At 69.0% G+C, this 14,171-nt stretch carries 12 protein-coding genes and 2 riboswitches; of the genes, 4 read left to right on the forward strand and 8 right to left on the reverse strand.

What is annotated here, in order from left to right; translation table 11 throughout:
- The first annotated feature begins 38 nt into the window (after positions 1-38).
- Complete coding sequence (locus CFB39_RS00620; RefSeq protein ID WP_089471899.1) at positions 39-593, forward strand: hypothetical protein; 555 nt, start codon at positions 39-41, stop codon at positions 591-593.
- A gap of 216 nt (positions 594-809) precedes the next feature.
- A complete protein-coding gene (locus CFB39_RS00625) occupies positions 810-1,844 on the forward strand; it encodes a helix-turn-helix domain-containing protein (RefSeq protein WP_089471900.1) in 1,035 nt (344 codons plus the stop codon).
- A 141-nt stretch (positions 1,845-1,985) separates the two neighbouring features.
- Here the strand turns inward: CFB39_RS00625 and CFB39_RS00630 are convergent, their stop codons facing one another.
- Complete coding sequence (locus CFB39_RS00630) at positions 1,986-3,083, reverse strand: ADP-heptose--LPS heptosyltransferase (protein ID WP_089471901.1); 1,098 nt, start codon at positions 3,081-3,083, stop codon at positions 1,986-1,988.
- Positions 3,080-4,783, reverse strand: coding sequence for a thiamine pyrophosphate-binding protein (locus CFB39_RS00635; RefSeq protein ID WP_089471902.1), 1,704 nt, complete (start codon positions 4,781-4,783; stop codon positions 3,080-3,082). The genes CFB39_RS00630 and CFB39_RS00635 overlap by 4 nt, the downstream gene beginning before the upstream one ends.
- Positions 4,784-5,108: 325 nt before the next feature.
- On the opposite strand from CFB39_RS00635, the gene CFB39_RS00640 reads away from it, so the two are divergent.
- Both CFB39_RS00640 and CFB39_RS00645 read left to right on the forward strand, forming a co-directional pair.
- Entirely contained in the window at positions 5,109-5,570 is a 462-nt protein-coding gene (locus CFB39_RS00640; RefSeq protein ID WP_089430424.1) for a hypothetical protein, read from the forward strand.
- A complete protein-coding gene (locus CFB39_RS00645; protein WP_089471903.1) occupies positions 5,567-5,851 on the forward strand; it encodes a type II toxin-antitoxin system RelE/ParE family toxin in 285 nt (94 codons plus the stop codon). Before CFB39_RS00640 ends, CFB39_RS00645 begins: the two co-directional genes overlap by 4 nt.
- A gap of 10 nt (positions 5,852-5,861) precedes the next feature.
- On the opposite strand, the gene CFB39_RS00650 is transcribed toward CFB39_RS00645, so the two are convergent.
- The 6 genes from CFB39_RS00650 to CFB39_RS00675 form a co-directional block, all read right to left on the reverse strand.
- On the reverse strand, positions 5,862-7,250 hold the full coding sequence (locus CFB39_RS00650) for an L-serine ammonia-lyase (RefSeq protein ID WP_089424185.1): 1,389 nt from the start codon (positions 7,248-7,250) through the stop codon (positions 5,862-5,864).
- Between the two features lie 30 nt (positions 7,251-7,280).
- The gene (locus CFB39_RS00655) at positions 7,281-8,417 is read right to left on the reverse strand and encodes an alginate lyase family protein (protein ID WP_089471904.1); all 1,137 of its coding nucleotides are present in this window, start codon (positions 8,415-8,417) and stop codon (positions 7,281-7,283) included.
- A gap of 150 nt (positions 8,418-8,567) precedes the next feature.
- Complete coding sequence (gcvP, locus tag CFB39_RS00660) at positions 8,568-11,495, reverse strand: aminomethyl-transferring glycine dehydrogenase (RefSeq protein ID WP_089471905.1); 2,928 nt, start codon at positions 11,493-11,495, stop codon at positions 8,568-8,570.
- A gap of 143 nt (positions 11,496-11,638) precedes the next feature.
- Positions 11,639-12,019 (reverse strand): glycine cleavage system protein GcvH, encoded by a 381-nt coding sequence (gene gcvH / locus CFB39_RS00665; protein ID WP_089430428.1) that lies wholly within the window; start codon positions 12,017-12,019, stop codon positions 11,639-11,641.
- Positions 12,020-12,136: 117 nt separating this feature from the next.
- Positions 12,137-13,255 (reverse strand): glycine cleavage system aminomethyltransferase GcvT, encoded by a 1,119-nt coding sequence (gcvT, locus tag CFB39_RS00670; protein WP_089471906.1) that lies wholly within the window; start codon positions 13,253-13,255, stop codon positions 12,137-12,139.
- Positions 13,256-13,339: 84 nt separating this feature from the next.
- Positions 13,340-13,473: riboswitch (glycine riboswitch) on the reverse strand.
- Positions 13,474-13,506: 33 nt separating this feature from the next.
- Positions 13,507-13,608, reverse strand: a riboswitch (glycine riboswitch).
- Between the two features lie 112 nt (positions 13,609-13,720).
- Positions 13,721-14,083 (reverse strand): hypothetical protein, encoded by a 363-nt coding sequence (locus tag CFB39_RS00675; RefSeq protein WP_011350564.1) that lies wholly within the window; start codon positions 14,081-14,083, stop codon positions 13,721-13,723.
- Between the last annotated feature and the right edge of the window lie 88 nt (positions 14,084-14,171).

Consider the following 14,171-nt stretch of genomic DNA (forward strand, 5'->3'; position numbering starts at 1 on the left):
GGCGGCAAGTCGAGCCGGCGCGCCGGACGTAAAACTCCATGTCAGAACCGCCCCGATCCTATCCGCGCCATCCCGTGTTCCACGCGGGTGAACTCGACGCGCAACACCGTTTCGGCGTCGCCGACGAGGCCGAGCGGATGAGCGACGTCGTGACGACGCGGCTGAGCATGGGCGTGCGCCAGTTCATCGAGACGCAGCCATTCATGTTCGTCGGCACGGCGTGCGGCGGGCAGGCGGGCGTGACCTGCGACATCGTGCAGAGCCGGCGCGACGCGAACGGCGACCTGCTGCCGGTCGTGCGCGTGATCGATACGAAGACGCTGCGCTTCGTGTTGCCGGTGTACGGCGAGAGCGACGGTGGCCGGATTGACGCGGCGCGGTGTAACGGCAGCGGCGTCGGTTTGCTGTTCGTCGACTTCGTGCGCGGTATCCGTTACCGGATCAACGGGCGCGCGACGCTGCGGACGGATCTGTCCGAGGCGGACGCGGCGCCCTGGCCGGCCGGCAGCGCGATCGTCGAGCTGGCGGTCGCGCAGGCGTACGGCAATTGCGGCACGCGCGTCGTGCGGTTGCGGCCCGCGAACGGTGGCTAGCCGGCCGTCGCGCATGGCCGGGCGGGCGGCGCGTACCGGATGCGCCGGCGCGGCGCGTGCCGCACCGACGGGGTGCGTGCGACAAGGCGTTCGGGCATGCCCGCATGGCGCGTCCGTGCCGCGCAGCGTCGAATGACGGACTTTGCGCGGGTCGTGCGCTGTTCGGCACGGGACTTGCGTGGCAGGTGTGGTTCCGGGCAGGTGAGGGAGGACACGATGGACCAATACGTGGCGTGCAGCGAAGAACCGACGGCCGAAGACACGCGGCGCAACGCGCAGGGCGACGACGCGCTGGCCGGGCAGGCGGTCGTCAGCGTCGCGCATGACGCCGACGAGCAGGCGCGCAACCTGATCGGCTGGCGGCAGACCTACGACCAGCTCGCGGCCGGCCGCTTCGTTGGCACATTGACCGAGCTGCCGCTCGACACGATGAAGCTGTTTCGCGAATCGACGAGCCACCTGCTGCGCCAGGCATGCGAGGTGCGCGGCGACGCGTACTGGTTCGGCATTCCGCTCGTGAGCGACGGCACCGCGCGCGTCGATGCGTGCCGCATCGGGCCGGGTGCGCTCGCGTTCCGGCCCGGCAACGTCGAATTCGAACTGGTGACGCCCGCGCAGTTCTCGATCTACGGTGTCGTCGTGCGCGGCGACGTGCTGCGCCGCTACGCGGAAGAGGTCGAGCACTGTGCGCTCGACGAGCGGCTGTTCACGCAGCGCGTGATGCAGGTTGGCGATGCGCGGCTCGCGCGCCTTTGCGCGCTGCTCGGCCGACGGCTCGACGGCGCGATGGCGATGGCCGGCCCGCTGGCCGATGCGCAGCGCGACGACCTGCAGGCCGAGGTGCTGGCCGCGCTGTTCGACGTGTGCGCGCAGCCGGCCGACGACGATTCGGGCCGTGCGCCGTCGATGCGCCGCTGGATCGTCGAACAGGCGCGCGACTACGTGCTCGCGCACCGCACGCGCCCGGTCGGCGTGCCCGAGCTGTGCGAGCAGTTGCACGTGAGCCGGCGCACGCTGCAGTACTGCTTCCAGGACGTGCTCGGCATGGCGCCCGCGACCTATCTGCGCACGTTGCGGCTGAACGGCGCGCGGCGCGACCTGTGCGGCCGTGCGGCCGGCTCGGTGCAGGACGTGGCGGAGGCGTGGGGCTTCTGGCATCTCAGCCAGTTCGCGACGGATTACCGGCGGCTGTTCGGCAAGCGGCCGTCGGAGACGCTGCGCGAGCGCGCGGTGATGGTGGCGGTGGGGTGAGCGCGGGGCGGTAGTCGAAGTGGTTCTGGTTTAGACGCCGCCTTCGACACCTGCTCAGGCACCGGCTCAGGCTCAGGCTCAGGCGACACGTCCACGCAGCGACGCTTTCAGCCTCGCAACCGGCCGCCGCTCCCGGTTTCCCTATTCGGCCGTAGCCGCCGTTTCGCGCGGCGCGGGCCACGCCAGCGCATCCCAGTCGATCGCGCGATAGGCGGCCTCGACCGCCGCGAGATCGGCCGGCCGTTCGCTGCGATGCATCCCGCGCAATTCAGCGGGCACGTCGAGCGCGACCGGCACGCAATGCGGATAGTCGCGCACGCGCAGCGTCGGCCCGATCGTCGTGAAGCACGCGAGCGTCGGCACGTCGAAACCGTCGGCGAGATGCAGCGCTGCCGTGTCGGGCGCGAACAGCACGCTGGCACCCTTGATCCATGCCATGAACCGGGCCGTACCGCCGGCCGCATCGGCGCTCACGTCGACATAGGCGGGATGCGCGACGGGCCAGAACCCGGCTACCGGCAACCCGTAGCGCTGCACGAGCTGCTCGACGATCGTCGCCTGCAGTGCCGGCGGCACGCTGCGCAACGCGGTGCTCGCGGTCGCGCAGAACAGCACGTACGGGCGTTGCCATTGCGCAGGCAACGCAGGCAGCGGCAACTGCGCGAGCCAGCGGTTGCGCTTGGCCGACGCCGGCACCGACGCGGGCTCCACGCCGAGCGCGTCGAGGAAGAAGTCGATCATCGGCAGCCGCGCGAACGCGGGCCAGTACAGGTGATTGCCGACGTCGATGCACGGCGCGTCCGCCGGCAGCGCGCCGGCGGGGTACGGCAGTGCGCGCGACGGCGCGACGCTGTCGGCAGCGAGCGCATACAGCGCCTCGACATAACCCGGCGCGCAGGCCGGTCGATACAGCGTGAAGTGCAGGCCCGGGTGCGCGGCGCGCAACGCGGCGAGTGCCGTGAGCCCGATCACCGAATCGCCGAGCGTGACACCCATCCCGTTGATCACGTGTACGTGCCGTGCACGGTCGTAGTCGAGCCTGAACGGCTGGTGCGCGGCGTGCAGCAGGCCACGTGCGGGCGCGGCCGGCACGTGGCCGACAGCACGCGCGCCGCCGTGCTCCAGGTCGTAAGGCGCGACGAGCGTGCCGTCCGGCGCGAGCAGCGTGCCGGGGTACGTGAGCGCGGCGTCGTGCGACAGCGCGACGGCGTGTGGCGCGGCGTGCGTGTCCACCGTCACCCACCGCGTGCGCGGCGGCCCTGTTCGCGGATCTGCTCGAGTGTCGCGGCCGGCGTGCTGGCGTCCTGCGGGATGCGGATCTCGATCAGCGCGGGCAGCCCGCAGGTCAGTGCGCGCTCGAGCGCGGGCGCGAAATCGGCGGTGCGCTCGACGGTCTCGCCATGTGCGCCGAACGCACGCGCATACGCGGCGAAATCGGGATTCGTGAGCCCCGTGCCATGCACGCGCCCCGGGTAGTTACGCTCCTGATGCATGCGGATCGTGCCGAAATGCCCGTTGTTGACGACGATCACGACGATGTTCAGCCCGTACTGCATCGCAGTTGCGAGCTCGTTGCCGGCCATCATGAAGCAGCCGTCGCCCGCGAGCGCGACGACGGCGCGTGACGGGTACAGCGACTTCGCGGCAAGCGCGGCCGGCACGCCGTAGCCCATCGCGCCGCTGGTCGGCGCGAGCTGCGAGCGGAAGTGCCGGTACGCGAAGTGGCGATGCAGCCAGATCGCATAGTTGCCGGCGCCGTTGGTGAGGATCGCGTCATGCGGCAGGCGCTCGCGCAGTTGCACCATCACGTCGCCGAGCTGGACGTCGCCGGGCATCGGCAGCGGCGCATGCCATTCGCGATACGCGCGATGCGCGTCGGCAGCGGTGCCGGCCCATGCGGGGTGTTCGGGCGGCTCGAGCGCGGCGAGCGGCGCGGCGATTTCGGGCATGCCCGACACGATCGGCAGGTCGGCCGCATACACGCGGCCAAGCTCGTCCGCGCCCTGATGTACGTGGATCAGCGTCTGGCGCGTCTTCGGGATGTCGAGCAGCGTGTAGCCGCCGGTCGTCGCTTCGCCGAGGCGTGGCCCGATCACGAGCAGCAGGTCGGCGTCGCGGATGCGCTTCGCGAGCGCGGGGTTGATCCCGAGCCCGACGTCGCCGGCGTAATTCGGGTGCGCGTTGTCGATCGTGTCCTGGTAGCGGAACGCACAGGCCACCGGCAGCTGCCAGCGCTCGACGAAGGTGCGCAGGTTCGCGCACGCGTCGGGTGTCCAGCCGCTGCCGCCGACGATCGCGAACGGCCGCTCGGCGCGCGCGAGCCGCTCGCGCAGCTCGTCGAGCTGCGCGGCCGACGGCGCGGCCGCGACGCGTTTTGCAGCCGGCACGACCGGCTGCGGCGCGCACGCTTCGGACAGCACGTCTTCCGGCAGCGCGAGCACGACCGGGCCGGGGCGGCCGGACGTCGCGACGTGGAACGCATGGCTCAGGTATTCGGGGATACGACGCGGGTCGTCGATCTGCGCGACCCATTTCGCCATCTGGCCGAACATCCGCCGGTAGTCGATTTCCTGGAAGGCTTCGCGGTCGAGGTGCTCGCGTGCGCACTGGCCGACGAACAGGATCATCGGCGTCGAATCCTGGAACGCGGTGTGCACGCCGATCGACGCATGGGTCGCGCCGGGGCCGCGTGTGACGAACGCGATGCCGGGGCGGCCGGTGAGCTTGCCGACGGCCTCGGCCATGTTCGCGGCGGCCGCCTCGTGGCGGCAGACGACCGTCTGGATGCGCACGGTGTCGTCCGCCAGCGCATCGAGTACGGCGAGGAAACTCTCGCCCGGCACGCAGAACACGCGTTCGACGTGATTGGCGAGCAACGCATCGACGAGCAGTCGCGCGCCGGTGGTGGCGGGCTGCTCGAGATCCTTGGAATGCGACATGGGCTGCCGTCTCCCTGGGTAGCGGGACGTACAGCTTACGCCGGTTGGCGGGGCGCCGGTACGCCGGCTGCTGAAAAGTGTCGGAACGAGGGGGAATAGATCGGACGGCCGTGGAGAAGGGAAGGCATGCTGGATCGCCGGTGGTGCGCGATGGCCAAAAGGCCGGCTTGTGGGCGATAGCCCGATGATGGAAAGTAGGGGCAACAAGGATCCAGCCAAATTTCCGTTTCACCCTCCGCGAATATGTCGCCCAATTAACAATAAAATGGGAACTCATTCAATAGTAAAATTTGCGTCGAAACGACTGACGAAATCAAGGAACGGCATGACAACCGAGACGATCGACCAGAAGACGCTCACCCAGCTCGTCGAAGCGGGCGCCGTACGTGCGGCGCGAGTGGTCGGCTGCGGCAACGGCTGGGCGCTGTCGGCCCGCTGTGGTGCGAACGAACGCTTCCTGTCGGCCAAACGCGGCGATGTGCGCGTGTTCCGTCGCTTTGAAACGCTGGTCGGCTTTTTGCGCGACATCGGCATCAGCCGGTTCGATGTCGATGCGGCCGGCTTCGACCCGGAGGCGCCCGGCCGGACGACCCGGCCCGATCGTGCCGAGGCGCTGAAAGTGGCCCACGAAGCGGCCGCTCACGATCGCTGGTTTCGCGAGCAGGTGCAGCAGGCGCTGGACGACCCGCGCCCCTCGATTCCCGACGCAGAAGTCAGGGCCGGGTTTGAGGCACGTCGTGATGCGCTGCGTCGGAGGATTGCCGGCAAGCAGGGTGATGCTTCTTGACCCTCGCACTGCACTGGCATCCGAAGGCGTACGAGGATCGTGTTGCGATCCTCGACTATATCGGTCAGGACAATCCACTGGCCGCGCTGGAACTGGACGAACTGCTGGAGGCAAAGGCCGCGTCGCTGCCGGCGCGCGCGGAGCTGTATCGACTGGGGCGCGTGCCGGACACGCGCGAACTGGTGATCGCGCCGAATTATGTACTGGTGTATCGCATTCGGCCAGCCGGCGGCATCGTGGAGATTCTCCGTGTACTGCATGCGCGCCGGCAGTGGCCGTGACGCGCCGCGCTCAGCACTCGACGATATTCACCGCCAGCCCGCCGCGTGACGTTTCCTTGTACTTCGTCTTCATGTCGGCACCCGTCTCGCGCATCGTCTTGATCACGGAGTCGAGCGACACGTAGTGCGAGCCGTCGCCGCGCAGCGCCATGCGTGCCGCGTTGACCGCCTTCACCGACGCCATCGCGTTGCGCTCGATGCACGGGATCTGCACCATCCCGCCGACCGGGTCGCAGGTGAGGCCGAGGTTGTGTTCCATCCCGATCTCGGCCGCGTTCTCGACCTGCTGCGGCGTGCCGCCGAGCACGGCCGCGAGCGCGCCGGCCGCCATCGAGCACGCGACGCCCACTTCGCCCTGGCAACCGACTTCCGCGCCGGAGATCGACGCATTCAGCTTGTAAAGAATACCGATCGCGGCGGCCGTCAGCAGGAAGTCGATCACGCCCTGTTCGTTCGCGCCGGGCGTGAAGCGCGTGTAGTAGTGCAGCACGGCCGGGATGATGCCGGCCGCGCCGTTGGTCGGCGCGGTGACGACGCGGCCGCCGGCCGCGTTTTCCTCGTTGACCGCGATCGCGTACAGGTTGATCCAGTCGATCATCGACAGCGGATCCTGCAGCGCGCGCTCGGGGCTGCCCGTCAGCGTGCGGTACAGCTGCGGCGCGCGGCGCTTGACCTGGAACGGGCCGGGCAGGTTGCCGTCGGCTTCCGGGTTGCCGATCCCGCAGCCGCGCGACACGCACGACTGCATCACGGCCCAGATCTTCAGCAGGCCGTCGCGCGTCTCTTCCTCGGTGTGCCATGCGCGCTCGTTTTCCCACATCAGCTGCGCGATCGACTTGCCGGTCGACTCGGTCAGCGCGAGCAGCTCGGCGCCGGTGCGGAACGGGTGGGTCATCTGCTCGGCCGCGCTCAGCACCTTCGTGTTCGGTGCGCCGGCCGTCACGACGAAGCCGCCGCCGACCGACAGGTAGGTGCGCTCGACCAGCACGTTGCCGCTCGCGTCGGACGCGCGCAGTTTCATCCCGTTCGGGTGCTCGGGCAGCGCCTGACGGTAGAACGCGATGTTCTCCTTCAGCACGAACGGCACCGGATGCGTGCCGAGCAGCGCGAGCTGCTTCGATTGTCGGATGTCTTCCAGCCGCGCGTCGATCGTGTCGGGATCGACGGTGTCGGGCGCGTCGCCGAGCAGGCCGAGCATCACGCCGCGATCGGTGCCGTGGCCCTTGCCGGTTGCGCCGAGTGAGCCGTACAGCTCGACCTTCACGTGGGCCGTCGCCGCGAGTTGCCCGTCACGCTCGAGTCCCTGGACGAACATCAGCGCCGCGCGCATCGGCCCGACCGTATGCGAGCTGGACGGACCGATGCCGATCTTGAAGAGGTCAAAGACGCTGACTGCCATAGTGATTTCTGCCTTGCTTTAAGAATAATGCTAGCGCGCCTGCAATGGCAGGCACGCGGCGAGCCATGCGGGCGGCGTTGGGGAGAGCTGCTGCGCGACGCGGGCGTAGCGCCCGTCGAGCCGCGCGGCCAGATGAAAGAGTTCGGTGGCGTTTTTCGGGTCCCACTGCCCCGTGTAGCCCGGCAGGCCGGCCTCGCGGCGCTTCGCATCGAACGGCACCGGCGAATTCACGAATTCCTCGTGCGTTTTTTCGCCGAGCGCGTACGGCACGAGCCAGTCGAGCGCGGCCGCGAGCGTCGCGCCGTTCGCGCCCCGTTCGCGCAGCCAGTTGCGGTTGAAGCGGCGCGCGGCGAGCGCGGCCGTCACCAGCGGCTGCAGGTCGTAGACCGCGTAATGCAGCGCATCGCGTTCCTCGAAATCCCAGGTCTTGCCGTCCGGGCCGATGTTGTCGGCGAGATGCTCGACGAACAGCCGCTGCGCGGCGTTCATCATCTTGCGGTCGCCGAGCGTGAACGCGGACAGCGCGATCAGCTTGATCCGGTGGCTCTGCCAGTTGTTGCGCCAGGTGCCCGTGAGCGGACGCTTCTGCGCGTCGATCTGCGCGACGTAGCCGGCGCCGAGCTTCGCGATGAACGCGGCCGTCGCGTTGCGGGTCTTCACCGGCAGCGCGCTCGCGGTCATGTCGTACGCGACGATCAGGCTTTCGAAGCGCGTCTCGTCGATCGGGTTGAAGCTCGGCTGGTAGGTCGCGACCCACGCGGACAGGAAGCGGTCGACGAGCTGCAGGTAGCGCGGCGCGTTCGTCACGCGCCACGCGAGCGCGGCATCGCGCATCAGGTCGAGATCCTTCAGCGCGGCGGCACTCTGGTCGTAGATGCCTTCATGCGGCAGCGTGCCCTCGGTGTGCACGCGCGCCATCGCCTTCGGCTGCTCGCCGATGCGCGCGTCGACGCTGCGGATCAGCGCCTGGATGCCCGGCTCGGCCTGTGTCGTCTCGCTCGCCTGCAGTGCCGGCGCCGCGCAGAAATTCATCGCCGCGCGCGCGCTGCCGGACGTGCCGAGGCCGGCGGCGGCAAACGACAGCGACGCGACGAGCATCGGCACGACGCGGCGCGCGCGCGGCCGCCCTTGCATTGCACCATGGCCCGGAAACATCGGACGCACCATGCGGAACTCCTTCTTTGGCTGGATCGCGTGTGATGTTAGCCGGATTGGCGGACGAACGTGAACCGGTTCGAGCGGCGAACAAAAAACCGCACGCAACTCCGGGTTGCGTGCGGTGCGGTCACCATCGGGCGGCTCCCGGCCTGGCGTGCGTTATGCGTATTCCGACATCGGCACGCACGAGCAGAACAGGTTGCGGTCGCCGTAGACGTTGTCCGCGCGGCCGACCGGCGGCCAGTACTTGTTCGTGCCCAGCGACGCCACCGGGTACGCAGCCTGCTCGCGCGAGTACGCGTGCGGCCATTCGTTCGCGGTGACGACGGCCGCGGTGTGCGGTGCGTGACGCAGCGGGTTGTCCTCGCGGTCGGCGCGGCCTTCCTCGACGGCGCGGATTTCGTCGCGGATCGCGATCATCGCGGCGATGAAGCGGTCGAGTTCTTCCTGCGATTCCGATTCGGTCGGCTCGACCATCAGCGTGCCCGGCACCGGGAAGCTCATCGTCGGCGCGTGGAAGCCGTAGTCCATCAGGCGCTTCGCGACGTCGTCGACGGTGATGCCGCTCGATTCCTTGATCGGACGCAGGTCGAGAATGCACTCGTGCGCGACCAGCCCGCCCGGGCCCGAATACAGCACCGGGTAGTGCGGCGCGAGGCGCTTCGCGATGTAGTTCGCGTTGAGGATCGCGGTTTCCGTCGCGGCGGTCAGGTTCTTCGCGCCCATCATCGCGATGTACATCCACGAGATCGGCAGGATCGACGCCGAGCCGTACGGCGCGGCCGATACCGCGCCGATGCCGTCTTCCTCACGCGTGTAGCCGGTCGAACGCTGATTCGGCAGGAACTTCGCGAGGTGCGCGCCGACCGCGACCGGACCGACGCCCGGGCCGCCACCGCCGTGCGGGATGCAGAAGGTCTTGTGCAGGTTCAGGTGCGACACGTCGCCGCCGAACTGGCCCGGCGCGGTCAGGCCGACCATCGCGTTCATGTTCGCGCCGTCGACGTACACCTGGCCGCCGTGCGCATGGACGATCTCGCAGATCTCGCGGACGTTCTGCTCGAACACGCCGTGCGTCGACGGGTACGTGATCATGATTGCCGCGAGGTCCTTCGCGTGCGCGTCGGCCTTCGCCTTCAGATCGGCGATGTCGACGTTGCCCTGCGCGTCGCATGCAACGACCACGACCTTCATGCCGGCCATGTGCGCGGATGCCGGGTTCGTGCCGTGGGCGGACGCCGGGATCAGGCACACGTCGCGATGGGCTTCGCCGCGCGATGCGTGGTAAGCGTGAATGATCAGCAGGCCCGCGTACTCGCCCTGCGAGCCCGCGTTCGGCTGCAGCGACACGGCCGCGTAGCCGGTGGCCGCCACGAGCATCTGCTCGAGCTGGTCGATCATCTCGCGGTAGCCGACGGTCTGGTCGGCCGGCGCGAACGGGTGGATCCGGCCGAACTCGGGCCACGTGACGGGCAGCATTTCCGAGGTCGCGTTCAGCTTCATCGTGCACGAGCCGAGCGGGATCATCGAGCGGTCGAGCGCGAGATCCTTGTCCGACAGGCTGCGCAGGTAGCGCAGCATTTCGGTTTCGGAATGGTGGCGGTTGAATACGTGGTGCGTCAGGTACGCGCTCGTGCGCTCGAGGCCGGCCGGCAGCGCGGGGACGCCGGCGAGGCCCGCGTCCAGCGCGTCGACGGCCGGTGCGGTGCCGCCCGCGGCTTGCGCGAACACGGCGAGGAGATCGGCGAGGTCGTCACGCGTCGTCGTTTCGTCGACCGATACGCCGACTTGCGTGTCGCTCACGCGGCGCAGGTTGATGCGCTTCGCCTTCGCGAATTCGTGGACCTGCGCGGTGCGCGCGCCGGTGTCGATCGTCAGCGTGTCGAAGAACGTGTCGTTGACGGTCGCGAAGCCGAGCTGCTTCACGCCCGCGGCGAGCAGCGCCGCGATGCGGTTCACGCGCAGCGCGATCGTCTTCAGGCCGTGCGGGCCGTGGTAGACCGCGTACATGCTGGCCATGATCGCGAGCAGCGCCTGCGCGGTACACACGTTCGACGTCGCCTTCTCGCGGCGGATGTGCTGTTCGCGCGTCTGCAGCGCGAGGCGCAGCGCGGGCTTGCCCTGCGCGTCGACCGTCACGCCGACGAGGCGGCCCGGCATCTGGCGCTTGAATTCGTCACGCACCGCGAGATACGCGGCGTGCGGGCCGCCGAAGCCCATCGGCACGCCGAAGCGCTGCGTGTTGCCGATCGCGACGTCCGCGCCCCAGTCGCCCGGCGGCGTGAGCACGGTCAGCGCGAGCAGGTCGGCCGCGACGACCACGTGGCCGCCGGCCGCGTGGATCGCTTCGGTGAGCGCGCGGTAGTCGCGCACGTCGCCGTTCACGCCCGGGTACTGCAGCAGTACGCCGAACGCATTCGCTTGCGCGGCGTCGGCGGCCGGGCCGGTCTTGACCTCGATGCCGACCGGCAGCGCGCGCGTGCGGATTACTTCGAGCGTTTGCGGCAGCACGTCGTCGGCGACGTAGAACACGTTCGACGCCGGCTTGCCGGTGCGCTGCAGCAGCGTCATCGCTTCGGCGGCGGCGGTGGCTTCGTCGAGCAGCGACGCGTTCGAGATCGCGAGGCCGGTCAGGTCGGCGACCATCTGCTGGAAGTTCAGGAGCGCCTCGAGGCGACCCTGGGAAATTTCGGGCTGGTACGGCGTGTAGGCCGTGTACCACGCCGGGTTTTCGAGCACGTTGCGCAGGATGACGGCCGGCGTGTGCGTGTCGTGGTAACCCTGACCGATATACGAGCGGAACACCTGGTTCTTGTCCGCGAGAACCCGCAGCGCGGCGAGGGCTTCGGCCTCGCTCTTCGGCTGCGCGAACGGGCCGAGCGGCAGCGTTTCGGCGCGGCGGATCGAGGCCGGGATCACGGCGTCGATCAGGGCGGCGCGCGACGGGAAGCCGAGCGTGTCGAGCATGGCCTGCTGGCTGGCGGCGTCGGGGCCGATGTGGCGTTCGGCGAACGCGTCGTGCGTTTCGAGCGCGGCGAGCGAGAGGGGCGTGCGGTTCATCAGGCGGTCCGGGTGTTCGAGCTTCATGGCGTTCCTTGGTCGGCCCGGGCGAGCGCTGCAGCGCCGACTCGGGCCCCATGCTTTGCGGTCGACCCGGGGCGGCGCCTTGACGCCGGCCCGGGTTCCGCGCGGGGCAGGGTGGCTGACCCGTCCCGCGCGATTCAGGGAAATTAGTCGATCAGCTTGCTGTACGCGTCAGCGTCGATCAGCTTGTCGGTCGACGCGCCGGCCGCGAGCTTGATCTTGAACAGCCACACGCCGTACGCGTCGCTGTTCACTTCTTCCGGCGAATTGGCGGCATCTTCGTTGATCGCGACGACCTCGCCGGATACCGGCGAGTAGATGTCGGATGCGGCCTTCACCGATTCGACGACGCCGACGGCGTCGCCCGCCGTCACCGACTTGCCGACTTGCGGCAGTTCGAGGAAGACGATGTCGCCGAGCGTGCTCTGCGCGTGATCGGTGATGCCGACCGTCAGCGTGCCGTCCGCCTCGGTGCGGATCCATTCGTGTTCGTCGGTGTATTTCAGATCGGCCGGGACGTTGCTCATCGGATGCTCCTGGTAAAAGGGTGTGTTCGTTTTGCTGGCGCGCCGCCGGGGCGCGCCGGGTGTGGTGTTGCGCCGGGCGCCATCTCCCGGCTTCCCGGGAGGCGGGCCTCCCGGCCGTTACGCAGCGAGGACCTTGCCGTTGCGCACGAACGGCAGTTTTACCACGCGCGCGGGAAGATTCTTGTCGCGAATTTGCACCTGGACGAGGTCGCCGATCTGGACGGCCGCCGGCACGCGCGCGAACGCGATCGATTCCTGCATCGACGGCGAGAACGTGCCGCTCGTGATCTCGCCTTCGCCGTGCGGCGTGACGACCTTCTGGTGCGCGCGCAGCACGCCGCCGGCGTTGCCGTTTTCCTTCTGCAGGATCAGGCCGACGAACGCGGCGCGGGTGCCGTTGGCTTCCAGTGCGGCGCGGCCGACGAAGTCGCGCGGCGCGGAGAGATCGACCGTCCACGCGAGGCCCGCGTCGAGCGGCGACACGGTGTCGTCCATGTCCTGGCCGTACAGGTTCATGCCGGCCTCGAGGCGCAGCGTGTCGCGCGCGCCGAGCCCGCACGGGCGCACGCCGTTTTGCTGCAGCGCGTTCCACAGCGCTTCGACGTGCACGGCCGGGACGATCACTTCGAAACCGTCTTCACCGGTGTAGCCGGTGCGCGCGACGGTGAGGTCGCCGAACGGCGTGCCGGCGACCTGCGCGGCGTTGAACGGCTTCAGTTCGCTGGTGGCGGCGCGCGCGGCGGGCACGGTCGTCCAGGTCTTTTCGCGGGCGTTCGGGCCCTGAACGGCGATGATCGCGAAATCGCGGCGCGGCGTGATCGTGACGCCGAAGCCGCCTTGCTCGTTCAGCTGGTTGAACCACGCGATGTCTTTCTCGGCCGTGCCGGCGTTGACGACGACGCGGAAGAATTCTTCGGTGAAGTAGTAGACGATCAGGTCGTCGATGACGCCGCCCTGCGGATTGAGCAGGCACGAGTAGAGGGCCTTGCCGGGCGTCTTGAGCTTGCCGACGTTGTTCGCGATCGCATGCTCGAAGAACGCGCGCACGCGGCTGCCGGTGAAATCGACGACGCACATGTGCGACACGTCGAACATGCCGGCGTCGGTGCGCACGGCTTCATGTTCTTCGATCTGCGAGCCGTAGTTGACGGGCATGTCCCAGCCGCCGAAATCGACCATGCGGGCATTGAGCGCGCGGTGCGCGGCGTTGAGCGGGGTGTGATTCAGTGCAGTCATCGAGGCCTCAGGCAAGGCGCTTGCGCGCGGATCAGAACGGCCATGTGCCGACCACCGCGGCCGATGGCCTGCGAGCGATCCGGTACATGCCCCTCTGTCCTCGATACCTGAGAGATTGCGCTGCCGGCCTGGCCTGGCGAACGCGCGCCCCTTCGGTGGGCAGCTTGCCCGCGCAGCGGATGCGCTGCGGGCTACTGCCGCTCTCCAGAGTGCGGGGAGAGTGTGGCCCGCGCAATGCGCGGACGGGATTCCCCGACGCGGTCGGTCCTTTTGCCTGAGAGTTTGCGGGTGTGCCCCTTCGGCGGCGCAACCGGCTGAAACAGCCCGGTTACACGCTCTCCCGACGCGTGCGGGCGACTGTACGCGAGCGGGTGGGCCTTGTCAATTTGAGCAAAAGAATGTCGCTTCGCGACAAGCGGCGGCAACGGTGCCGCCGCTTTTTCCGCTCCGGCGGGCGCCGGTGCGTTACTCGCCGATCGCGCGCGCGGCCGTGTCGAGTTCCTGGTTCAGCACGCGCTGCTCGTCGCCGGACAGGCCGCCGCTGTGCTGCGCGGACATGTCGTTCGATTCCTGGCGGATCACGTCGAGGCGATGATGAAGCTGCGCGCCGTACGGCGGCGGGTAGTAGCCGCCGTTCACGCGCGCATCGATGCGGCGGTGCAGATTGTCGATCCGGCCCTGGATCTGCTGCATCCGCTCGTTCGCGACGACCTGCGGATTCGGCCGCGGCGGGGGCGCCGGGCGGACCGGCTGCTGCGGCTGCACGATACAGGCCGCAAGCGAGGAAACCAGGACGCAGCACGCTGCTGCGCGAATCAACCGTTGCATCAACATTCTCCTGACGGATTGGTGTCGGATCGACTTTTTCGAGAAACGCATCAGACCAGTCTGCCGCTGACTTTCGTTCCCCCGGCAT

This window comes from Burkholderia sp. AU6039 (genome assembly GCF_002223365.1).
In the GTDB taxonomy this organism is placed as follows: domain Bacteria; phylum Pseudomonadota; class Gammaproteobacteria; order Burkholderiales; family Burkholderiaceae; genus Burkholderia.

Bases quoted from the DNA above. Each gene is read 5' to 3' on its own strand.
- CFB39_RS00655 (WP_089471904.1), bottom strand. From the start codon at position 8,417: ATGGTGCGTCCGATGTTTCCGGGCCATGGTGCAATGCAAGGGCGGCCG.
- gcvT (WP_089471906.1), bottom strand. From the start codon at position 13,255: ATGACTGCACTGAATCACACCCCGCTCAACGCCGCGCACCGCGCGCTC.
- CFB39_RS00640 (WP_089430424.1), top strand. From the start codon at position 5,109: ATGACAACCGAGACGATCGACCAGAAGACGCTCACCCAGCTCGTCGAA.
- CFB39_RS00620 (WP_089471899.1), top strand. From the start codon at position 39: ATGTCAGAACCGCCCCGATCCTATCCGCGCCATCCCGTGTTCCACGCG.
- CFB39_RS00675 (WP_011350564.1), bottom strand. From the start codon at position 14,083: ATGCAACGGTTGATTCGCGCAGCAGCGTGCTGCGTCCTGGTTTCCTCG.
- CFB39_RS00635 (WP_089471902.1), bottom strand. From the start codon at position 4,783: ATGTCGCATTCCAAGGATCTCGAGCAGCCCGCCACCACCGGCGCGCGA.
- CFB39_RS00625 (WP_089471900.1), top strand. From the start codon at position 810: ATGGACCAATACGTGGCGTGCAGCGAAGAACCGACGGCCGAAGACACG.
- CFB39_RS00650 (WP_089424185.1), bottom strand. From the start codon at position 7,250: ATGGCAGTCAGCGTCTTTGACCTCTTCAAGATCGGCATCGGTCCGTCC.
- gcvP (WP_089471905.1), bottom strand. From the start codon at position 11,495: ATGAAGCTCGAACACCCGGACCGCCTGATGAACCGCACGCCCCTCTCG.
- gcvH (WP_089430428.1), bottom strand. From the start codon at position 12,019: ATGAGCAACGTCCCGGCCGATCTGAAATACACCGACGAACACGAATGG.